This window comes from Ignavibacterium sp. (genome assembly GCA_032027145.1).
GTDB lineage: Bacteria > Bacteroidota > Ignavibacteria > Ignavibacteriales > Ignavibacteriaceae > IGN3.
Map to the genome: position 1 here is coordinate 1933698 of JAVSMP010000001.1, position 20562 is coordinate 1954259.

Genomic DNA, 20562 nt, shown 5'->3' on the forward strand with positions numbered 1-20562 from the left:
CTTTTATTCTATTTTTTTAACAGCTGAGATTATTCTCAGCTCTTTTTATTATTCGATTAAAATTCAAGTATTAAATGCGTTATCAGGTTAATATTAATTATTGTTCTATGGTTTACCTGGAAACGACTCAACAAATTTTATTTTAATATCCGGAAACGAATCTACAATCTTTATTTTAACATCCGGAAATGATTCTACAATTTGCCACTCACCGCAATCATCAGGAAATGAATTTACAATTTTTACTTTAAGGTCAGGAAATGAATCAACTATCTGAACTTTTATATCGGGAAAACTCTCCACAAATTTAATTTTCCCGTGCAGCGGATAGCCATTATAAGTACAAGATTCAAAATCAATTTTATTTTTATCCTGAGCTATTAATGTTGAATTAAATAAAACAATTGATAGAGTGATAAATAAAATATTTTTTAAAACAATTTTCATTTCATTTTGTCATCCCGCAAAAGGGGGAGTCCATAACTTTACAACAGATTGCTTCTCCCGAAGATTCGGGACCGCAATGACATTTATTTTAACATAGGAATTTTAACATTCCATTTCTTTGCGTTATCAACAGCCTGCTTATAACCAGCATCAGCGTGTCTCATAATGCCCATACCAGGATCATAAGTAAGAACTCTTTCTAATCTTTCTTCAGCTTCCTTTGAACCGTCAGCAACTACTACCATCCCGGCGTGAATAGATTTACCGATACCGACACCGCCGCCGTGATGAACAGAAACCCAGCTTGCACCGCCGATAGCGTTGATTAAAGCATTTAATATCGGCCAGTCTGCAATTGCATCACTGCCGTCAATCATTCCTTCGGTTTCACGGTTTGGCGATGCAACAGAACCGCAATCAAGATGATCTCTTCCGATTACAATTGGTGCTTTTACTTTTCCATCGGCAACGAGTTTATTGAATATCCTTCCCATCTTTGCACGTTCACCATAGCCAAGCCAGCAAATACGAGCAGGTAATCCTTGAAAGTGAACTTTCTTCTGTGCCATATCAATCCAGTTTAATAAAAGTTTATTATCCGGAAAAGTTTCTCTTATTGCCTGATCGGTTACATAAATATCATTTGGATCTCCGCTTAATGCTGCCCATCTGAATGGACCTTTGCCATCACAGAAAAGCGGACGAATAAATTCTGGAACAAAACCCGGAATTTCGAAAGCATTTGTTAAACCGTTTTCCTTTGCTTCGCCGCGGATATTGTTTCCATAATCAAAAGTTATTGAGCCGCGTTTTTGGAACTCCAACATTGCTTCAACATGTTTTACAACAGTTTTACGGGATAGGGCAATATACTTTTCAGGATTTGATTTTCTTAGCTGAAGTGCCTCTTCAAAAGTCATTCCCATAGGCACATAGCCGTTTAACATATCATGTGCGGATGTTTGATCAGTAACAATGTCAGGAGTTATTCCGCGTTTTAATATTTCGTGATGAACTTCGCCTGCATTACCGATTAAACCAACAGAAACTGCATCTCCTTTTTCTTTAGCATCAAGAACAATCTTTAATGCTTCATCAAGATTATCTGTTATAACATCGCAGTAGCCTGTATCAATTCTCTTTTGAATTCTTGAACGGTCAACATCAACTCCAAGGAATGCTGCACCGTTAAATGTAGCTGCAAGCGGCTGAGCTCCGCCCATTCCACCGAGTCCTGCGGTTAAAACAAATTTACCTTTTAAAGAGCCGCCGAAATATTTTTTAGCTGCTTCTGCAAAAGTTTCGTAAGTACCCTGAAGAATACCCTGCGTACCGATATAAATCCAGCTTCCGGCGGTCATTTGTCCATACATAGTTAAACCAAGCTGTTCAAGTCTTCTGAACTCATCCCAGTTAGCCCAATCAGGCACAAGCATCGAGTTGGAGATAATTACTCTGGGCGCATTTGAATAGGTTCTGAAAATTCCGACAGGCTTGCCGGATTGGATTAGTAATGTTTCGTCATTCTCCAGGTTTTTCAAACTTTCGATTATTGCTTCATAAGCATCCCAATTTCTTGCGGCTTTTCCTTTTCCGCCATATACGATTAATTCAGCAGGATTTTCTGCAACATCAGGATGAAGATTATTCATTAACATTCGCATTGCGGCTTCCTGAATCCAGCCTTTGCAGGTAATTTTTGTGCCTATGGGTGCAATTATAGTTTTTTCTTTTGTTGACATTATTTTAATCCTTAAAGTGCTTTTCTAACAGGTTATCATATTGATTATAAAGAGATTTGTAAAGCCATTTTTTAAGAAACCAGCTTTTCTTCATATTCTTTTTCATAAAATCTGAATTCTGTTTTAACTGATTAGTCAATCTTGTTTTTTCATCTTTTGTAAACTTTATTACATCATCACTTTGATTTAGTTTTTCTATAATTGAATTAAATGCTTTTTCTTCGGCGAAAAATTTACTATCACCGGCTACTTGTTTAAGAACCTGTTTACTGAAATTAATGATCAGTTTTTTTTCGTTCTTATCAAATTCAAAATTATAGTTAGTGAACAGTTTTTTCATTTTACCTTTTCAGTTTGTTAAATGATAATATTTTTTCTCTTATTTTCTGATAACCCGGTTTAATTACATTATAAATGTAATGCAGTCTTTCTTTATATGGAATAAATGCTGATTTCATTGAGTTAATTGTGATCTTTTCAAAATCATCAAAACCTAATCCAAAGTATTCGATAGCAGTTAAAAATTCTTTTGTCATAGTTGTATTGCTCATTAATCTGTCATCTGTATTAAGTGTAACACGAAATTTTTCTTTATACAGCATTCCAAAAGGATGGTTTTCTAATTTATCAACTGCTCCGGTGTGCAGGTTAGAAAGCAGACACAATTCAAGCGGAATTCTTTTATCTAAAATATATTGAGCAAGTTCACCAAACTTTACTACATTTTTATTTGAATCGAAAACTATATCTTCAATAAGTCTTGTTGCATGACCAATCCTATGCGCGCCGCACCATTGAATTGCCTGCCAGATAGAATCTTTACCAAATGCTTCTCCTGCGTGAATTGTAATGTTAAAATTTGCTCTTTGAATATATTGGAAAGCTTCAATATGTTTTTTAGGCGGATATCCGCCTTCTTCACCAGCAAGATCAAAACCAACAACGCCATCATTCCTGAAATTAACAGCAAGTTCAGCAATATCAAGAGTGTCTTTCATATTTCTCATTCCGCATAAGATAAGCCCGAAACCAACACCAAAATCTTTTTTTCCTTTTTCCAAACCAGCAAGAACAGCATTAACAGAATCTTCGTAATATAATCCTTTTTGTCTGTGAAATACTGGAGCGAATCTTGTTTCAACATATACGACGCCATCTTTGTGCATATCTTCAATCATTTCATACGCAGTTCGTTCCAATCCTTCTTTTGTCTGCATAACAGCAGTTGTGTGTTCGAATCCTTGTAAGTATTCAACCAGATTTCCTTTATTTGCCCCGCGATAGAACCATTCAGCAAGCTGTTCTGGATTAGTAGTGGGCAGTTTTGTGTACTTAAGATCTCTGGCAAGTTCAATAATTGTTTGAGGTCTCAATCCACCGTCAAGATGATCGTGCAGCAGAACTTTTGGAATTGTTTTGATGATTTCTTCAGTTGTCAAAGTAAACCTTTTTTTTACATCAAAAAATATCCTATTAAGGCTCTAAAATCAATTTAATACAAAATTTAACAGCTATTTTTTAGCTATATATTTTAAAAATTGTTTGTATCTTTGAATCATAAAACTCGACTTTTGAGGAATTAAATAAGTTTAAGACAAAATCGGAGATGAAATGAAAAACTCAAAACTAATTGTAGCTGCATTTTTAATGTTCAGTTTGGTTTTTGTTGGCTATCAGTGCGGATCAACAGAAATTACAAGTGCCAGATTATATATACAGCAGAAAAACTGGGATAAAGCTATAGATGTACTTCAAAAAGAAATCACTAAGAATCCTAAAAGTGATGAAGGCTTCTATCTGATGGGCTATGTTTATGGTGAAAAAGGCAGTTTCAGCGATATGGTTCAGAACTATGATAAATCTTTAGCACTTAGTAAAAATTTTGAAAAGAATATCATTGATTCCAGAAAATATTTTTGGGCACAGTCTTTTAATAAAGGTGTAGGTTTATATCAAAGAGGAGTTAAAACCACAAACAGCGATAGTGCTCAGGTTTTCTTTGATAAATCAATTGCTGAATTTCATTCAGCCATTTTAATTGAACCAGACTCGGGTGATACTTATAAAAATCTTGCTTTTGTGTATTTGAGTAAAGGTGATAATGATGCTGCGGTTGATCCGTTAAAGAAATTAATCGAAAAAGAAAAAGCTCTCGATGGATATAAATTTCTCGGTGAAATATATTACGTAAACGGAACCAATTTGAAAAATCAGGGCGAAGATGCGAAAGCTAAAGAAGAATTCAATAAAGCAATTTCAGTTTTGGAAGAAGGATTGAAACAATATCCAAACCACTCGGATCTGCTGCTTACTTTATCTAATGCCTATATTGGTGCAGACAGAACTAATGAAGCTATTGAACCATTTAAGAAGGGAGTTGAGTCAGATCCTCAAAATAAATACTATCGTTATAATTATGGAGTATTATTGTTAGGCATTGAAGATTTTGCTGGTGCTGAAGAACAATTTAAGAAAGCAGTTGAAATTGATCCTGAATATGATAATGCTATTTATAACCTTGGGGTTACTTACCTTAAGTGGGGAACATATCTTAATAAAAAAGCTGATGAAGAGGGCAAAGTATCAGATGAATATAAAGCTAAATATCAGTTAGCTTTACCTTATTTAGAAAAAGCTGTTCAAATGAAAGAAGCTACTGCACAAACCTGGGAACTTTTAGGAAGAGTTTACTCGGTTCTTGGAATGCAGGAAGAAGCAGCCAACGCTTTCAAAAAGGCTGATGAAATGAGATAAAAAATTATGGATCAAACTAAACAACCACAAGGTCAACAATTAAATATTGAGCTTGGTGAAAAAGAAGCTGAGGGAATTTATTCCAATTTAGCAATCATCTCGCATTCGTCTGCGGAGTTTATTATTGATTTTACCAGAATTGTTCCGGGCATTCCCAAAGCCAAAGTACATAGCAGAATTATTACCACACCGCAGCATGCAAAGATGTTGATGAAAGCTTTGATAGATAATATAGAAAAGTATGAATCAAAGTTTGGTGAGATTAAAATTGATACCGGACAAAATCCAATATATGGTTTTGTTCCACCTAAAAGCGGGGAGAAGGTAAATTGAGTTTACCAGTAAACATTAAAGCCGGTTTAAACACCGGCTTTTTTTGTGAAGATTTATTTCAGTTAAATTGATTACTGACAGCTCATTATTTTCTTGCTCTCCAAAGATTAAGTGCCGCTGCAGCAAGAAAAATAAAATTTGCAAACCAAGCTGTCAGTACTGGGTTTAATGCACCATTCTTCCCGAATGCCTGACTAATCTTCATAAACACTAAATATAGAAATGTAACTAATATGTTCAATCCAACTTGTGAAGCAACACCACCTTTTCTCTTATTAGCAGAAATCGGTAATCCAAACAGCACCACAATAACACTTGTCATAGCAAAAGCAATTCTTGAGTGATATTCAATCAATGTTGATGTAGGATCATTTCCAGCAGCTTGCTGTGACCTTTTCAATTCGTTGAGCTCTGTTAAATTCATTTCTGAAGGTCTTGTTTGTTTTTTGAGAATGTCAGACGGAGAAAAATTCAGATTTTCAATTTCCATACTTGTGAAATACTCAGCTTTTTGCTGTCGTCTAAAAAACTCTCTTTTGATCCCGTTAAAAGCAGTCCAGGTATGTTTAAGCGAATCATACTGCAAGGAAACTGCATCAATCCTTGATGTCATTTGTTTAAGATTATTTGGATCATAATCCTGAATGCTGACTCTGTTTGCCCGGTTTGAATTTACATCAAAAAAAGAAATACTGACAATTCTTTTTTTAGAATCCTGAAAGAAAATATTACTTCCGGCAAAATATAAATTCTTTTTTAAGTATTCCTGTTCAATACTCAGTTTAGTCTTATTTGCCATAGGAACAACAAACCCACTGAAATAAATCGAAAACAAACTGATAAAAAAAGTAGTGATTAAAAACGGCAGCATAAATCTGAACAGACTTACTCCACAGGCTTTAATAGCGGTAAGTTCACTAAGATTAGCAGCTTTACCAGCTGTAAAAAGCGCGGCAAACAAAACTGCTACCGGAGTCATCAGTCTGATTATTTCAGGTGAAAAAACAATATAATAGTGCAATGCAATTAAAGCAGGTACTTTCTGATCAATAAAGTCATCAAGGTTTTCCATTACATCAATAACAATAAAGATTATGGTAAATCCCAGTAAACCGAAAGCAATTGTTTGAATAAACTGTTTAACAAGATATTTATCTAGTATTTTCATTCTCAGTATAAATATCTTTTTGTCTGAAGCGTTTTGGTATTATTAATTTGAGGAAAGTAAAAGTAAGTGTCTTTGTTTCTTTGTTTGTTACGATGATAAGGATAATACCTGAGACTCCAAGTAAAATATTTGCAGCCCACATTCCTATAAATGGTGAAAAGAAACCGCGCTCCGAAAGTTTTTCACCGCCGATTAAAAATGCCCAATAAATAAGAAAGAAAAAAAGACTAATTCCTGCAGCAACTCCAAAGCCTCCTTTTCTAACCATCACACCAAGCGGCGCACCAATTAAAACAAAAATAATACAAGCAACAGGTAAGGCATATTTTTTATAAATCTCAACTTCATATTTTTCTATTTCTCTTTGGGTCCATTCCATCCTGCTAAAACTGGAAAGTAAAGTATTTTTATTTGTTCTTACTTTTTCAATTGACCGGTATAAAGTCAGCTCTTTATTTCTGCCGATGGTGCTCTCAATATTATTTACAACAGATTTTGAAGTATCTATGAAAAAAAGTTTCCTTGAATCTTTTATATACGAATTGTAATTATTTGCTAAAATAACTTTTAAACTATCTGTTATATACTGCATATCCTGTACACTTAATTCTCTTTCTCCTCTGGAAGCAGGTCCTGATTGCTGCAATGAAAACTGATCTCCCTTCATTGTAATCATATGTTTCTCAAATTCGAGTATTCTGTATAAAGTAGTATTCTGAACATCTGATTCGTGGATTTCACCGTGGTAAAGATCCATTATCAGTTTAGAAAGATCCTTAGAGAAAAATATTTTTCCACTGTCTGCCGTAACAACATTTATTTTTGCACCATTTGAGTGATCGTAAATAGTTATATGATAAAGCCAGTTTGTATTTTGGTTGATTGATCTTACAAGTATTGCATAGTTATCAACTTCCTGAGAGAAAAAACCAGGCTCAAGTGATAAAGTTGGTTTTGTACGCGAGATATCACTCATTAAAATTTTAGCCTGATGATTAGCATCCGGCAGTACATCATTATTGAACTGGAAAAGAAGAACTGCCACTGCTACACTTGCAAGCAGAGGAGAAATCATCATTTTGTAAAGACTAACGCCGGATGATTTCATAATTGTTATTTCATTGTTCTGACTCAGACTACCAAAAGCCATTAATGTTGCAACCAGAGAAGCCATCGGAACAACTAATACTACCATCCAGGATAAGTTATAAACGATAAGCTTTACAATAACCCAGCTATCCAATCCTTTCCCAACAAGTCGGTCAGCAAACCTCATAAGAAACTGCAGTAGGAAAATGCATATAAGAGTTACCAGTGAAAAAACAAAAGGTAAAAAATGTGCTTTTAATATGTATCTAAATAAAATCATCAATCAAAGATACTTAAGCAAAAAAAGTTTAACAAGACTGCAGTTTTACTGTAATAATTGCTCTCAAATTATTATTTTTTCAAAGTCAGTTTTCAATTTTTTGTGGTGCTGTTAAAGTTTTTAGGAGCCAATCCGATTTAGATAGTTAGAAAGAAATCATTTTTATAAATATGGTGTTACAAATACTATAATACAAAGTATTTGCTACACTGATATCATATTGGCATCATTGAGTTTAGAAATAGGTAGTAATGTTATTACTGTTCACATTTAAATTATTAATATAAATTCTCAGGAAAGAGAGGAGATATTCAATTGAAAGAAGTAATTGATTATATAGAAAATAATAGGGACAAATATGTAGATGAACTTAAAGATTTTTTAAAAATTCCGAGTATCAGTACACTGCCTGAAAACAATAGTGATATGCAGACTGCTGCAAAATTCGTTGCTGATAAGCTGCAAGCAGCTGGTTTAAGCAGGGTGGAGATATTTCAGACAGAAGGGCATCCTTTGGTTTATGGCGAATGGCTCGGTGCTCCGGGAAAACCAACAGTACTGATTTACGGACATTATGATGTTCAGCCAGTTGATCCTATTGAACTATGGACATCGCCCCCATTTGAACCAACAATTGTTGGGGATAATATTTTTGCAAGAGGTGCTACTGATGATAAAGGTCAGGTTTATATGCACATTAAAAGTGTCGAAGCTTTCTTTAAAACACACGGTAATCCGCCGCTTAACATTAAGTTTTTAATTGAAGGTGAAGAAGAAATTGGCAGCACAAATCTTTCAAAATTTCTTAATGAAAATTCAAATCTCTTAAAATGCGATGCAGTTTTGATTTCGGATACAGCACTTTTTGCACCCGGTGTTCCTACAATTACTTATGGCTTGCGCGGTTTGTGTTATATGGAAGTTGAGGTTACTGGTCCATCAAGAGATTTGCATTCCGGAACCTTTGGAGGCGGAGTTCCTAATCCAATTAATGTTTTAACTAAAATGATTTCACAGCTTATTGATAATGATGGTAAGATTAAAATCACTGGTTTTTACGATGATGTACTGAAGCTGTCAAAACAAGAAAGAGAAAATTTTAAGGCATTAAAGTTTTCTGAAAAAAAATGGGCAGCAGCAATAGGTTTAAAAAATCTTACAGGTGAAAAAGGATATACAACTCTTGAAAGAATTTGGGCGCGTCCAACATTGGATTGCAATGGAATATGGGGTGGTTTTACAGGGCAGGGAGCCAAAACTGTAATCCCATCAAAAGCCACAGCTAAAATCAGTATGAGATTAGTTCCGCATCAGGACCCTAAGAAAATTGCCAAACTTTTTGAAAAACATATTAAGAAAATTGCACCCAAAGAAGTAAAAATTAAAGTAACTTCGTTGCACGGAGGTTATCCTGTTATTACACCATTGGATGATAAAGCTACTATTGCAGGAGCTAAAGCAATGCAGCTTGCTTTTGGCAAAAAAACTGTGTTTATGAGAGAAGGCGGGTCAATTCCTATTGTAGTAGAATTTGCAAATACATTAAAAGCATCACCTGTGCTAATGGGTTTAGGATTGAATACTGAAAACCTGCATTCACCAAATGAACATTTTAATCTAAACCATTTTCAACTTGGAATAAAAAGTTCAGCTTATTTCTTTAAGGAATATGCTCAATAATTGTTTTATTCTAAGATAATTCTAAAAATAAAATAATAGAGAAGCCCTGAAATCAGTTTTTAATAAAAATTTCGGGGCTTGTTTTTTTTAGAAAAGGGCATAGATGTTGTTATCATCTGAGTGATGCTAAAACATATTAAACTATCATCGTTAATTTATCCGATTATTCTTCTGATACTTTTACTTTTGTTAAGCTGTGAAAGCAAACAAGCAAAACAGGAAAAAGTTAATTATCAGGAACAAGCTGCCTATGATTTAAGCAAGGATGCAGATATCCAACGCTATAATCTTGATGTGATGAAACAAAAAGCAAAAGAGCGATCTCCCTGCGATACCATAGCTGTTGTTGAATTCATTCTTAATAACTATCCTTCAGGCACCTACCTATTAAATTTTGACAGAACACTTACTTACAATATTCCAAAACCAGCTTTAATTTATTATACAAACACTGATGGTAATAAATATGTTTATGCGGCAATAGCATCCTCAAGACCCGGCGAGAGACTGATTGAGCCAAGCAATATTATCGGTTATGAGCAAAGTTTTATAGATCTTGATAGTACAAATCTTGGTACACCCTTTTTGTATCTCGTCCTATTTGAATGCAGTAATCAGAATCTTGTTAAAATCTGGGAAGCTCCGATTCCTTCGCATGGTGGATTCAATGGTATAAAACTTAAAACCTGGAAAGATAAAAATATCTACTTCATTGAAAATAATTTTCATTATGCTCAAGGGGTTGGGCATATAAATTATAATTATTTTATCATCAATAACATTAAAAATTTTCCTCATTTATTAATGACTTATTCGGGCACAAGTTTCAAACGCACTTTGGCTAACATTAATAATGATAATTATCCTGATTATTATGAACATATCTTTTATAATCTTTCGGACAAGGTTTATTCAAAGGATTCAGTTGGATTTATCTGGGACGAGAAAGATACTGTTTACATCAATACCCGTAATAAAAAACAAACTCGCCGTTATTAGAAATTTTCTTATCTTTGTACAACACTTTTTCTAGTTTCTTAATCCGCAAAATCAAATAGAATTATGGAGATTGAATGTTCGAAATGGATAATTTAAGTCAAGATATGATTGATTTTTTTTCTTCTTTTGGAGCTGATATTCAGACTTTAGATCAGATGGAAGTTATTAAGAGTTTTACTACTGTCGAGAACGAAATCTTTAGTTTGAATAATGGAACCGGTTTAAGGTATATGAATACATCTGGGATTGTTGAACTTAAAGGGGTTGATTCTCTGAATTTTCTCAATAGAATCTCGACAAATTCTATGACTAATTTAAGTAAAGAAGAAATTCGGTCAACAATCTTTACATCAGAAAAAGGTTTGATAATTGGTGTTTCAACAGTACTAAACTTTGAGAGCTATCTTTTACTTGTTACAAGTATATTCAGTAAACCCAAGGTGTTAAGCTGGATAAATAAATACATTATCGGGGATGATATTAAAGTTAGTGATGCAAGCCATAGATTTAATATTTTTGAAGTTATGGGACCACAATCAGAATCTTTTCTTTCTATGTTTGTGGGAGATTCTATTAACTCAATACCTGTAAATTCGTTTAAAGTTGTAAATGCTGAAGGTGTTTTGTTCTTTTTAGCCAGATTTACTGATTTAAAAGGATTTTCGAAATTTTGGATACTTGCTGAACATGAAAACAGCAAAAAATTAATTAATTATTTGGTAGAAAATAAAGGACCTTTTGATTTTAATCTAATTGGTGAAGATGCTTATAATGTCTATAAGATTGAAAATGGTATTCCATCTGAACCAAATGAAATTAATTATATGATGAATCCTTACGAAGTAAAATTATTTGAATTGATAGATTTTAAGAAAGGCAGCTATATAGGACAGGAAGTTATTACAAGGTTAAACAATAATGATTTGAATCAAAAAAATCTTATAAGAATGTGTTTCTCAGAACCAATTGAAGCAGATGAGAAATTTGTTTTATTTGATGCTGAGAAAAATGAAATAGGGAATATTACATCAATTGCTTTTTCACCAAAGCTTAAGAAAAGTATTGCATTAGGGTTTGTAAAAAATCCATTTGCTGTTCAGGGAACAAAAGTATTAGCAAAAAACGAAACTAAATCTTTCGAAGTAGTTGTTAACGAACTTCCTCAGAGACAGTAACTAATGAAAATTTATACTAAAACAGGCGATAATGGTCAAACTGGTTTGTTTGGAGGTGAGAGAGTTCCAAAGTTCTCTAAAAGAATTAAAGCTTATGGTACTGTTGATGAATTAAATTCTTTTATTGGCTATGCTATTACAGTTGTTAACAGTGAAGATGTAAAAACAATATTAATGGATTTACAACCAAAACTTTTTATTGTGGGTGCTGATCTTGCAACACCGCAGACTGAAAAAAATAAGAAATTAAAGATTACTCGCACACCTGATAGTTTTACTAGTGAGATTGAAATCCTTATTGATAAATTTGAATCGCAGCTTGAAGTATTAAAAAAGTTCATACTTCCTGGCGGCTCAAAAGGTGCGGCTCTATTACATGTTTGCAGAACAATTACCCGTAGAGCCGAAAGAGAAATTGTGGAATTAAGTAATTCAGAAGAAATTGGCAACAATATTATTATATTTATGAACAGATTATCTGATCTGTTTTTCGTTCTTTCACGTTTTGAGAATAAGTACTCAAACATTCCTGATACAAAATGGATACCCTGAGTTTTGTATTTTAATAATTGAATAATTACAGTAAACAAAAAAGGGGGGTGAATTTTGGTTTCGACGGGATTAAAGAGACTTAGAATTGCATACCGTGTTCCCCAAAGACACGTTAAAGAATTGGGAAAAAATAATAACTGGCGAAAATAATTACGCCTTAGCTGCTTAATTAATAATTAACAGCCGTTCACCTTATCCTCTTGTATCGGGCTAAGACTGAACGCCGTTTAGATACAATAGCCGATTCTGTTGCTTGTGCAGATGAAGCGAATTTTTAGCAGGCAGGTTTAAAGTGATCTCAGTCTGGCGAGTAACTTTAAGCTAAAATAAAAGACAGACTATGTATGTAGAAGTTCTTTGGATCTTAGTTTCGGACGCGGGTTCGACTCCCGCCACCTCCACTGAAATTGTTTATTTTTTGTTTGATTATTAGTCTTAAAATTTAAGCTGATCACCGATAAAAATATACCAATCATCATCGGACAATTGTATTAATTTTCTATAATAGTTAAGTTTAATTCAGAAATTCAAACTTAAATGCAAAATAATACTAAAGAACATTCTCTTATACTTTTTTTTCATAAATCAATTAATTCATTAAAGTTAATTGGTATTGAAGTCATTGTATGGATATCTGCTTTACTTTATCTGGCATTTTTTAACGATCCCTTCAACCAGCACTTTACGATTTGTCCATTAGCAAATTTAGGATTTGAGCATTGCCCAGGGTGTGGACTTGGTAACTCAATATCACTGCTTTTTCACGGATATTTTTTGGAATCATTTTATACACATTTACTTGGCTTACCAGCAATTTTAATCATTTTATACAGAATATTTTCACTGATTCATTTTAATTACAAATCTACTAAATCAACAACAAAATCAAGGAGCAGTTATGCCTAATATTTTTCAGTTATTACCAACTCTGGAAGGGGAAGAAATGCAGTATGTTCAAAGTCTTATCAATGATATGACTGATACTCAAGCTCAGCAGTTTGCTATGGCGTATAGTGCAAGAAGAAAAGATCCAACTACAATTTTAATTTTAGCATTAATCGGATTTGTAGGAGTTGCCGGCATACATAGATTTATGCTTAATCAGGTTGGCATGGGTATTCTGTATTTTTTAACCGGTGGATTGTGTGCGATAGGTACAATCGTAGATCTTATCAATCACAGAAAACTCTGCTTTGAATATAATTCTATTGTTGCACAACAGGTCTCTTTGATGGTTAAGCAGACAGTTAAATAACACTTCGTAATTATCCTGCGGGAATTTTTTTCCGCAGGTAAATTTTTATTTACTCTCCCAAAAATTTTAAGATTTTTAATAAATATTTTTATTGAAAAGCTTACTGCATTAAATTAAATTTGCAGATAAATGTCTAAGATTTATTTTACAAAGATGACCGGTGCAGGTAACGATTTTATCTTTATTGATAGAAAAAAGAATCCTGATGTTGTTTTGAAAAAAGAAGATATCCGCAAACTTTGTAATAGAAGATTTGGTATTGGGGCTGATGGGTTAATTATTATTGATGATGCTGCTGGTTATGATTTCAGAATGAGTTATTTTAACTCTGATGGTTTAGCCGGAAGTTTATGTGCGAATGGGGCAAGATGTTCTATTAGATTTGCTCATTTTTCTAAACGCCTGAAAAATAATTATGCTTCTTTTGTAGTTGATGATATTGAGTATTCGGGTGAAGTAATAGATGATCAGATAATTAAATTTAACCTGAATACGCCAAAGAATATTCTATTAAATAAAGAGCTGAGAACATCTGATAAAGTAATTAATTTTTCCTTCGTGGATACCGGTTCACACCACGTTGTTATAAAGATGGATGATATTTTTGATGGGCAATCTAAAAAGAAAATATCATTTAATGATATTAGTGATATCCCGGTGTTTCAATTAGGGCAGGAGATTAGATTTCACGATCAGTTTAAACCCGATGGTACAAATGTTAATTTCATTCAGATAAAAGAAAATGTAATTTATATCCGGACTTATGAACGAGGTGTTGAAGATGAAACACTTGCTTGCGGAACAGGCTCGGTCGCTTCTGCGATAATTTTACATTTGGCTGAAAAATTTAATCCGCCAATAACTCTAAAAACTTTTGGCGGAGATAATTTGATTGTTAACTTTAATATTGTTAATCAAAAAGTTGAAGATATTTCAATAACCGGACCAGCTAAAATTGTTTTTGAAGGGTTGGTAAATAGAAATTTATTTTTTTAATAATTGGAGAAAAAATGTCAAAAGTTCTGTTCACTATTCAATATGAAATCTTACCTGAAAAACGAGATGAGTATTTAAAAGTTATAAGAGAATTAAAAAATTTGCTTAAAGCTGAAGGACTTGAATCGTACCTTGTCTATGAAGTCAAGGGGAAGTCGGCTGCTTTTCAGGAGCTTTATACTTTTACATCAATGGAAGCCTATGAAGCTTTTGATGACTTAAATGATGAGCGAATTAATATTTTGATTGATAAAATAACCGGTATGGCTGTGGACAAATCAACTAAATATAACACACTTGTTCAACTACCAGAAGAATAATATTCGGGTCTTGAAAGAGACCCATCTTTTTTGCTTTTCTCTTTTCAGAATAATTAATTATAAATTTATTAAAAGATGAAACAATTGTTATCGTTTTATAAACAGCTTTTACTGTTATATTACGCTTGTAATAATTAAAACGAAGTGTTATTTAATACCATTAAAAAAATCTGTTTCAGTAAATAATTGCACTTTGCTGCAGTAGTATCTTTGGAGTAATTAATGAAATTCAAACCAATATATCTTTATGCTATAGTAATCTTAATTGCAGTTGTTACAGTAATAATGCTTACTCAGTTTTCAGATGAGGGTAAGTTATCTGATAATATTGCAAATAAAAAAATGCCGGATGATAATATTCATAAAAGACTTGGTCATGGCATGATGCAAAATCCTGCCGGCGGATTGGTTACTGAAGAAATTAAAAAAAAATTAGCTTCAATGAAAAAAGATGTTGATGAGAATCCCAACGACACTCTGAAAGTAAGAGAATATGCAGATATGCTTTTAACTGCACATCAGCCTGATGATGCGCTTGAGTATTATAAAAGAATAATTGCAAAAGATAAATCCAGAAAAGATATTTACTTTACTATGACTTATATTTACTACCATCAGAAGAATTTCCAGCAAGCTGAGCTGATAACCAGAGAGATGTATAATTTATTCCCTGATGACCCAATGGTTTGTTATAATCTTGGAGCTTCCGAAATCAGAAAAGGGAATAAAGAAAAAGCTAAAGAAATATGGAATAAACTGATAAGAGAACATCCAACAGATACAATAGCTGTACTGGCAAAAAAATCTTTGGAAAAACTTTAGAGTTTTATTTTTATCAGAATGTTTTGAGTTATAAATGAATTATTAAAAATCGTCTTTCCATTTCTTAAGAATTTTAACCAATACTATTTTTGTATAACTTCATTTTTATTAACGAGTATTTTAACTTCCTTTCGTTAGTATAATTTTATCTATATTTTTGTTTTGAATAATAGAATATACAAATGTTTGAATATATAGGCGCTTTACATATGCACTCGACTTTTTCGGATGGAACAGGAGAGGTGTCAGATATTGCAAAGTTTGCTGATGAAATCGGTTTGGATTTTATCATACTTACTGATCATAATACATTAAGGGCTTTACAGGAAGGATACGAAAAGTGGTATGGGAATACTTTGCTGCTTGTCGGCTGTGAAATCAATGATAAAGAAAATAAAAACCACTACCTTGCATTTGGAATTAATGAAGCTTTCTCAACTCGAACACCTGCAAAAAAATATGTAGCTAAAGTAAAGGAACTTGGCGGTATTGGTTTTTTGGCTCATCCGCATGAAAAACGTCAACACAAAGAGCATCCTGCATACCCTTGGACTGAATGGGATACAGAAGATTTTACTGGAATTGAAATCTGGAATCATATGTCTGAATGGGTCGAAAATCTTACTGAGGAAAATAAATACAGATCTTTTCTTCATCCTTTAAGAACTATTGTTGCTCCGCCAAAAGAAACTTTGAAACTTTGGGACGAATTAAACATAAAAAGAAAAGTAGTTGGTATTGGCGGAGTAGATGCGCATGCACACAAGTACAATCTTGTTGGGTTTCTTGAAGTAGAAATTTTTCCATATAAGGTTTTATTCAGGTCAATACGTACACACATTCTTATTGATGAACCGATTAAAAAGGGCAAAAGCAGTAAAGATGTTGAATCAGCAAAAATAAAAATCTATAATGCTTTAAGAGATGGTAAGTGCTTTGTTGCTAATGACTACGTTGCAGAATCAAAAGGTTTTAGGTTTTATGCAGAAAAGAATGGTAAGAAATATCAAATGGGTGAAACAATTCCGGATTCCAAAGATATTATTCTTAAAGTATTACTTCCTGCAGAAGATGCAGAAATAAAACTGCTCAGAAACGGGCAACTAATTGAAACTGAAAAGGGAATAGGTGCAGAATTTATTGTTAGTAAAAAAGGTGCATACAGAGTGGAAGTATTTAAAGATAACAGAGCCTGGATTTACTCAAATCATATAAGAATAAATATTTAATCTGCAATTTTATTTTCATAGTCTTTGATATTAGACAAACCTTTTTAATCCTCATTTTAAGACTGAATCTTTTTTTGATTCTCTGAATCACATCCTCACAAAAAATAATTATTGTTTTTAAATGGCAGCACCACAACACAAAGTTATAGTATTTTCAACTCCTACCTGCACATTCTGTAATCAGGTAAAAAGATATTTTCGCGAAAAGAATATAAGGTTTACAGATGTTGATGTTTCCAGAGATCAATCTGCCGCAAGAGATATGATGCGCAGAACAGGGCAGATGGGAGTGCCGGTTATCCTGATTGATAATAAACCAGTAATCGGTTTCGACAGAAATAAAATTAATCAGATGTTAAACATTAAAAACCAAAGGGAATAAAATGAAAATTAAACCATTAGATGATCGTATTTTACTTGAACCACTGCCAACAGAAGAAAAAACTTCATCAGGATTAATAATTCCAGACACTGCGAAAGAAAAGCCTCGTGTTGGTTTGGTTATCTCCATCGGAACAGATGAAGACCTTAAAGAAAAGATCAAAGAAGGCGATAAAGTTCTATTTGCTAAATACGGTGGTGATGAGATTGAAATGAACGGTAAAGAATACAGAATTTTACAAAGATCAGATATTCTTGCAGTAATTGAAGATTAAAAAAAGGATATAAAATGTTAAATACAAATCTTACTCATATTACATCTGAATCTGAGCATTCAGAATTATTAAGCAACAATGAAAATGTGATGATATGCTGCGGCAGAATGGGCCCGATGTGCATACCTGTTTACGAAGTTATGGAAGAGCTGGAAGAAGAATATAAGAATATAAAATTTGCTGATATGGAATTTGATTCACCTGATGCAAAGGTAATAAGAAATTTACCTGAAACCAGGGGTTTTCAGGGATTGCCGTTTACAATTTATTATAAGAATGGAAAAGTTGTAAAAGCAACAAGCAGTATTCAGTCTAAAGATCAGATTACAGATATTCTGGATGAACATTTTGGAAAGTAACAAAGCGCTCTCAGTAAGCTGCTTTGTTACTAGTCTGTTGTCAATAAACTGCTTGGCTGCAGATTATTTAATTTCTTCAATTGGATGAATAGATAATTTATTTTAATAATATCTTCATAAAGTTTTGTTGCGTAATAAAAGAGAAAGAGATCTATTATGGAAAATCATTTTGATGCAATAATAATCGGTGCTGGTGCCGCTGGTTTAACTGCAGGGATTTATCTTTCAAGAGCAAAGATGAATACTTTGATTTTGAATGAAGGAGCTGTCGGCGGACAGATGGTTCTTACACACGAGATAGCAAACTATCCGGGTGTTGAAAATGTAAGCGGATATACTCTTGCAAGAACGATGAAAACACAAGCACAAAAATTCGGATGTATGATTAAATCAAATATTAAGATTACTTCTCTTGAACTTAATAGTAGATTAAAAAGAGTAGTTGTTAACAATAAAGATGTTTATACTTCTAATGCGGTTATTATTGCAACAGGTGGTAAATCAAGAATGATTGGTGCAATAGGTGAAGAAGATTTTAAAGGTAAAGGGATTTCTTATTGTGCTACCTGCGATGGTGATTTTTTTCAAGATAAAGAAATAATAGTTGTCGGAGGCGGAAACTCTGCTTTGGAAGAAGCAGTTTCATTAACCAAATATGCATCTAAAGTTACTATTGTCCATCAATTTGATCACTTTCAGGCTTTGGATCATTATGTTGAAGAAGCAAAAAGAAATGATAAGATCAATTTTATAATAGAATCAAAGATTGTTGAATTTGTTGGAAATGAAAAACTTGAGAGAGTAAAGATCCAAAATCAAAGAACTAATGAAACAAGTGAATTAAAAATTGATGGAGTATTTGTATTTATCGGATATGTTCCAAATACGGAATTATTACAAGGGAAAATTGAACTTAATACTTGGAATGAAATAATTGTTGATAATAATATGAAGACTAATATTCAAGGTGTGTATGCCGCTGGTGATTCAATTCAAAAAAAATACAGACAAGTAACTACTGCAGTTGCCGATGGAACAATTGCCGCACTGAGTGCCTCCGAGTATATCAATAATATTAAAAAAGAAATGGCTGAATATGAACTTGCTTAGTCAGAAGTTATAAATGAATCAAACTAAAAATCACTGGTATGATGGTTGGTTCTACGATAAGTTTATCGCTCCTAACCAGGATAGAATGTTTGGCGAAATTAAAAAGAATATTCAGCCAAATTCTACAGTGATTGATGTTGGCTGCGGAACTGGAAGGTTTTCTTTTTTAGCAGCTGATAAAGCAGCTAAAGTTGTTGGGATAGATTTATCTGAAAAAAATATAAACACTGCAAAACGAACACTTGAGAAAAATCCTAACTCAAAAATCTCTTTTATTCACTCCAGCTTGTCGGAATTAGCAAAAACAAATCAGCATTTTGATTATGCTGTTATGACTTATGTTATTCACGAGGTTAATCCAGAAGAAAGAATTAATTTACTTAAAGAAATGTCTTCCATTGCTGATAAAATAATTATTGGTGATTATCTTGTGCCTGTAAAGAAGGGATTTTGGAGTGTATTAAATGAACTGGTAGAGTGCTTTGCAGGCAGAGAACACTACAGAAATTTTAAAGACTTCGCTGCAAATAACGGTCTTATCAACTTAGCAAACAAAGCAGAATTGAATATAATTTTTGAACTGAAGCATACTCCTTCAACAAGTCAGGTGCTTGTTCTGGAGCACCCCAAAACTATTTAATATTATTAAAGTTAGAACATAAATTTAAAATCAATAAGTTTATTTGAGATAAAGGAAAAGAAATGAATAATAGAGTTTATAATAATGGAATTGAAAGATTAAGGTCACCCGAAAGAATTGAGCGCTTAGAAGTAGAAAGAGTTGTGGAGCTTTGTCTAGATCATAAAAAAATAAATTCTGTTTTAGATATAGGAACAGGCAGCGGTTTATTTGCTGAGGGATTTTATAAACTTAACAAAAAAGTTACTGGGATTGATATTAATCCCGAAATGTTAACTGCCGCAAAAGTTCATTTACCTGATGTAGAATTTAGAATTGCACATGCAGAAGAACTTCCTTTTGATGATAACACTTTTGACTTAGTTTTTATGGGAGTGATTTTTCACGAGGTTGATGATTATATCAAAGCTTTGCAGGAATCTAAAAGAGTTGCTGTCCGGCAGGTTTCTATTTTAGAATATAAATATATCGTTGAAGAATCCGGACCACCGATTGAGCATAGATTAAAAGAAGAATTTCTCAAACAGCTTTCTGAAGAAGCAGGGTTTTCACAAATTCAAATTATACCATTGAAGAATCTTGTACTATATCATTTTATTAAGTAAGGGTTAAAACACAACAAACCTTTACACTTTTCATTTTCTTAACCCATTTAACAAAAATATTTGAAGCTTTAATTGTGTTTTCTGATTAAATTAGAAATGTGAAAAAAACAAATAAATGCGCCCGTAGTTCAACTGGATAGAATGTTGGATTCCGGTTCCAAAGGTTGCAGGTTCAAATCCTGCCGGGCGTACATTTTAATAATTAAGAATCAGAGATTTATAATAAATGCGGTTTTTCATTCGTGTGCAGAAAAGGGTATTTTGATTATATAAAAGACTCTTGCTTTTATGTGAATGACATTAATTATGAGATTCAATTTTTAATAAACTACTAATAATAACCCCTTGGAA

Annotated in this window: 24 protein-coding genes, 1 tRNA gene and 1 other RNA gene; 20 read left to right on the forward strand and 6 right to left on the reverse strand. The window is 33.0% G+C overall.

Features of this window, described 5'->3' with window-relative positions; genetic code table 11:
* Nucleotides 1-105: 105 nt before the first annotated feature.
* The 4 genes from ROY99_08030 to ROY99_08045 all read right to left on the reverse strand — a co-directional run bounded on the left by ROY99_08030 (nt 106) and on the right by ROY99_08045 (nt 3628).
* Nucleotides 106-447: a hypothetical protein gene (locus ROY99_08030; GenBank protein MDT3696329.1), complete on the reverse strand. Its 342-nt coding sequence runs from the start codon at nt 445-447 to the stop codon at nt 106-108.
* A gap of 83 nt (nt 448-530) precedes the next feature.
* Nucleotides 531-2189 (reverse strand): urocanate hydratase, encoded by a 1659-nt coding sequence (gene hutU / locus ROY99_08035; protein MDT3696330.1) that lies wholly within the window; start codon nt 2187-2189, stop codon nt 531-533.
* Between the two features lie 4 nt (nt 2190-2193).
* Complete coding sequence (locus tag ROY99_08040; protein MDT3696331.1) at nt 2194-2529, reverse strand: hypothetical protein; 336 nt, start codon at nt 2527-2529, stop codon at nt 2194-2196.
* 1 nt (nt 2530) lies between these two features.
* Nucleotides 2531-3628: an adenosine deaminase gene (locus ROY99_08045; GenBank protein MDT3696332.1), complete on the reverse strand. Its 1098-nt coding sequence runs from the start codon at nt 3626-3628 to the stop codon at nt 2531-2533.
* A 172-nt stretch (nt 3629-3800) separates the two neighbouring features.
* On the opposite strand from ROY99_08045, the gene ROY99_08050 reads away from it, so the two are divergent.
* Together ROY99_08050 and ROY99_08055 are read left to right on the forward strand one after the other, a co-directional pair.
* Nucleotides 3801-4943 carry a tetratricopeptide repeat protein gene (locus ROY99_08050; GenBank protein MDT3696333.1) on the forward strand — a complete coding sequence of 381 codons (1143 nt, stop codon included), beginning with the start codon at nt 3801-3803 and terminating at the stop codon, nt 4941-4943.
* Nucleotides 4944-4949: 6 nt separating this feature from the next.
* Nucleotides 4950-5276: a DUF3467 domain-containing protein gene (locus ROY99_08055; protein ID MDT3696334.1), complete on the forward strand. Its 327-nt coding sequence runs from the start codon at nt 4950-4952 to the stop codon at nt 5274-5276.
* Between the two features lie 85 nt (nt 5277-5361).
* Here the strand turns inward: ROY99_08055 and ROY99_08060 are convergent, their stop codons facing one another.
* Together ROY99_08060 and ROY99_08065 are read right to left on the reverse strand one after the other, a co-directional pair.
* A complete protein-coding gene (locus tag ROY99_08060) occupies nt 5362-6444 on the reverse strand; it encodes an LptF/LptG family permease (protein ID MDT3696335.1) in 1083 nt (360 codons plus the stop codon).
* Nucleotides 6428-7813 carry an LptF/LptG family permease gene (locus ROY99_08065; GenBank protein ID MDT3696336.1) on the reverse strand — a complete coding sequence of 462 codons (1386 nt, stop codon included), beginning with the start codon at nt 7811-7813 and terminating at the stop codon, nt 6428-6430. The genes ROY99_08060 and ROY99_08065 overlap by 17 nt, the downstream gene beginning before the upstream one ends.
* A 315-nt stretch (nt 7814-8128) precedes the next feature.
* On the opposite strand from ROY99_08065, the gene ROY99_08070 reads away from it, so the two are divergent.
* The 18 genes from ROY99_08070 to ROY99_08155 all read left to right on the forward strand — a co-directional run bounded on the left by ROY99_08070 (nt 8129) and on the right by ROY99_08155 (nt 20402).
* Nucleotides 8129-9493 (forward strand): dipeptidase, encoded by a 1365-nt coding sequence (locus ROY99_08070; protein MDT3696337.1) that lies wholly within the window; start codon nt 8129-8131, stop codon nt 9491-9493.
* 123 nt (nt 9494-9616) lie between these two features.
* On the forward strand, nt 9617-10492 hold the full coding sequence (locus ROY99_08075) for a hypothetical protein (GenBank protein MDT3696338.1): 876 nt from the start codon (nt 9617-9619) through the stop codon (nt 10490-10492).
* A gap of 74 nt (nt 10493-10566) precedes the next feature.
* Complete coding sequence (locus ROY99_08080; protein ID MDT3696339.1) at nt 10567-11667, forward strand: glycine cleavage T C-terminal barrel domain-containing protein; 1101 nt, start codon at nt 10567-10569, stop codon at nt 11665-11667.
* Nucleotides 11668-11670: 3 nt separating this feature from the next.
* Complete coding sequence (locus tag ROY99_08085; GenBank protein MDT3696340.1) at nt 11671-12219, forward strand: cob(I)yrinic acid a,c-diamide adenosyltransferase; 549 nt, start codon at nt 11671-11673, stop codon at nt 12217-12219.
* Nucleotides 12220-12262: 43 nt separating this feature from the next.
* Nucleotides 12263-12623: a transfer-messenger RNA gene (ssrA, locus tag ROY99_08090) on the forward strand.
* Nucleotides 12624-12756: 133 nt separating this feature from the next.
* The gene (locus ROY99_08095; protein ID MDT3696341.1) at nt 12757-13125 is read left to right on the forward strand and encodes a DUF2752 domain-containing protein; all 369 of its coding nucleotides are present in this window, start codon (nt 12757-12759) and stop codon (nt 13123-13125) included.
* Nucleotides 13118-13474 (forward strand): TM2 domain-containing protein, encoded by a 357-nt coding sequence (locus ROY99_08100; GenBank protein ID MDT3696342.1) that lies wholly within the window; start codon nt 13118-13120, stop codon nt 13472-13474. Before ROY99_08095 ends, ROY99_08100 begins: the two co-directional genes overlap by 8 nt.
* Before the next feature lie 129 nt (nt 13475-13603).
* Nucleotides 13604-14470 (forward strand): diaminopimelate epimerase, encoded by an 867-nt coding sequence (gene dapF / locus ROY99_08105; GenBank protein ID MDT3696343.1) that lies wholly within the window; start codon nt 13604-13606, stop codon nt 14468-14470.
* Nucleotides 14471-14484: 14 nt separating this feature from the next.
* Nucleotides 14485-14790: a hypothetical protein gene (locus ROY99_08110; GenBank protein MDT3696344.1), complete on the forward strand. Its 306-nt coding sequence runs from the start codon at nt 14485-14487 to the stop codon at nt 14788-14790.
* A gap of 222 nt (nt 14791-15012) precedes the next feature.
* The gene (locus tag ROY99_08115) at nt 15013-15612 is read left to right on the forward strand and encodes a tetratricopeptide repeat protein (GenBank protein ID MDT3696345.1); all 600 of its coding nucleotides are present in this window, start codon (nt 15013-15015) and stop codon (nt 15610-15612) included.
* A 182-nt stretch (nt 15613-15794) separates the two neighbouring features.
* The gene (locus ROY99_08120; protein ID MDT3696346.1) at nt 15795-16841 is read left to right on the forward strand and encodes a CehA/McbA family metallohydrolase; all 1047 of its coding nucleotides are present in this window, start codon (nt 15795-15797) and stop codon (nt 16839-16841) included.
* Between the two features lie 121 nt (nt 16842-16962).
* Nucleotides 16963-17223, forward strand: a complete 261-nt coding sequence (locus tag ROY99_08125; GenBank protein ID MDT3696347.1) for a glutaredoxin domain-containing protein — start codon at nt 16963-16965, stop codon at nt 17221-17223.
* A 1-nt stretch (nt 17224) separates the two neighbouring features.
* Nucleotides 17225-17497, forward strand: a complete 273-nt coding sequence (locus ROY99_08130; GenBank protein ID MDT3696348.1) for a co-chaperone GroES — start codon at nt 17225-17227, stop codon at nt 17495-17497.
* Between the two features lie 14 nt (nt 17498-17511).
* Entirely contained in the window at nt 17512-17856 is a 345-nt protein-coding gene (locus ROY99_08135) for a thioredoxin (GenBank protein MDT3696349.1), read from the forward strand.
* Nucleotides 17857-18012: 156 nt separating this feature from the next.
* A complete protein-coding gene (gene trxB, locus ROY99_08140; protein MDT3696350.1) occupies nt 18013-18966 on the forward strand; it encodes a thioredoxin-disulfide reductase in 954 nt (317 codons plus the stop codon).
* Nucleotides 18967-18979: 13 nt separating this feature from the next.
* Nucleotides 18980-19606, forward strand: a complete 627-nt coding sequence (locus ROY99_08145) for a class I SAM-dependent methyltransferase (protein MDT3696351.1) — start codon at nt 18980-18982, stop codon at nt 19604-19606.
* Nucleotides 19607-19668: 62 nt separating this feature from the next.
* Nucleotides 19669-20211: a class I SAM-dependent methyltransferase gene (locus ROY99_08150; protein MDT3696352.1), complete on the forward strand. Its 543-nt coding sequence runs from the start codon at nt 19669-19671 to the stop codon at nt 20209-20211.
* Nucleotides 20212-20328: 117 nt separating this feature from the next.
* Nucleotides 20329-20402, forward strand: a tRNA-Arg gene (locus tag ROY99_08155).
* Nucleotides 20403-20562 lie beyond the last annotated feature (160 nt).

Bases quoted from the DNA above. Each gene is read 5' to 3' on its own strand.
- ROY99_08030 (MDT3696329.1), bottom strand. From the start codon at position 447: ATGAAAATTGTTTTAAAAAATATTTTATTTATCACTCTATCAATTGTT.
- hutU (MDT3696330.1), bottom strand. From the start codon at position 2,189: ATGTCAACAAAAGAAAAAACTATAATTGCACCCATAGGCACAAAAATT.
- ROY99_08040 (MDT3696331.1), bottom strand. From the start codon at position 2,529: ATGAAAAAACTGTTCACTAACTATAATTTTGAATTTGATAAGAACGAA.
- ROY99_08050 (MDT3696333.1), top strand. From the start codon at position 3,801: ATGAAAAACTCAAAACTAATTGTAGCTGCATTTTTAATGTTCAGTTTG.
- ROY99_08055 (MDT3696334.1), top strand. From the start codon at position 4,950: ATGGATCAAACTAAACAACCACAAGGTCAACAATTAAATATTGAGCTT.
- ROY99_08060 (MDT3696335.1), bottom strand. From the start codon at position 6,444: ATGAAAATACTAGATAAATATCTTGTTAAACAGTTTATTCAAACAATT.
- ROY99_08065 (MDT3696336.1), bottom strand. From the start codon at position 7,813: ATGATTTTATTTAGATACATATTAAAAGCACATTTTTTACCTTTTGTT.
- ROY99_08075 (MDT3696338.1), top strand. From the start codon at position 9,617: ATGCTAAAACATATTAAACTATCATCGTTAATTTATCCGATTATTCTT.
- ROY99_08080 (MDT3696339.1), top strand. From the start codon at position 10,567: ATGTTCGAAATGGATAATTTAAGTCAAGATATGATTGATTTTTTTTCT.
- ROY99_08085 (MDT3696340.1), top strand. From the start codon at position 11,671: ATGAAAATTTATACTAAAACAGGCGATAATGGTCAAACTGGTTTGTTT.
- ROY99_08095 (MDT3696341.1), top strand. From the start codon at position 12,757: ATGCAAAATAATACTAAAGAACATTCTCTTATACTTTTTTTTCATAAA.
- ROY99_08100 (MDT3696342.1), top strand. From the start codon at position 13,118: ATGCCTAATATTTTTCAGTTATTACCAACTCTGGAAGGGGAAGAAATG.
- dapF (MDT3696343.1), top strand. From the start codon at position 13,604: ATGTCTAAGATTTATTTTACAAAGATGACCGGTGCAGGTAACGATTTT.
- ROY99_08110 (MDT3696344.1), top strand. From the start codon at position 14,485: ATGTCAAAAGTTCTGTTCACTATTCAATATGAAATCTTACCTGAAAAA.
- ROY99_08115 (MDT3696345.1), top strand. From the start codon at position 15,013: ATGAAATTCAAACCAATATATCTTTATGCTATAGTAATCTTAATTGCA.
- ROY99_08120 (MDT3696346.1), top strand. From the start codon at position 15,795: ATGTTTGAATATATAGGCGCTTTACATATGCACTCGACTTTTTCGGAT.
- ROY99_08125 (MDT3696347.1), top strand. From the start codon at position 16,963: ATGGCAGCACCACAACACAAAGTTATAGTATTTTCAACTCCTACCTGC.
- ROY99_08130 (MDT3696348.1), top strand. From the start codon at position 17,225: ATGAAAATTAAACCATTAGATGATCGTATTTTACTTGAACCACTGCCA.
- ROY99_08135 (MDT3696349.1), top strand. From the start codon at position 17,512: ATGTTAAATACAAATCTTACTCATATTACATCTGAATCTGAGCATTCA.
- trxB (MDT3696350.1), top strand. From the start codon at position 18,013: ATGGAAAATCATTTTGATGCAATAATAATCGGTGCTGGTGCCGCTGGT.
- ROY99_08145 (MDT3696351.1), top strand. From the start codon at position 18,980: ATGAATCAAACTAAAAATCACTGGTATGATGGTTGGTTCTACGATAAG.
- ROY99_08150 (MDT3696352.1), top strand. From the start codon at position 19,669: ATGAATAATAGAGTTTATAATAATGGAATTGAAAGATTAAGGTCACCC.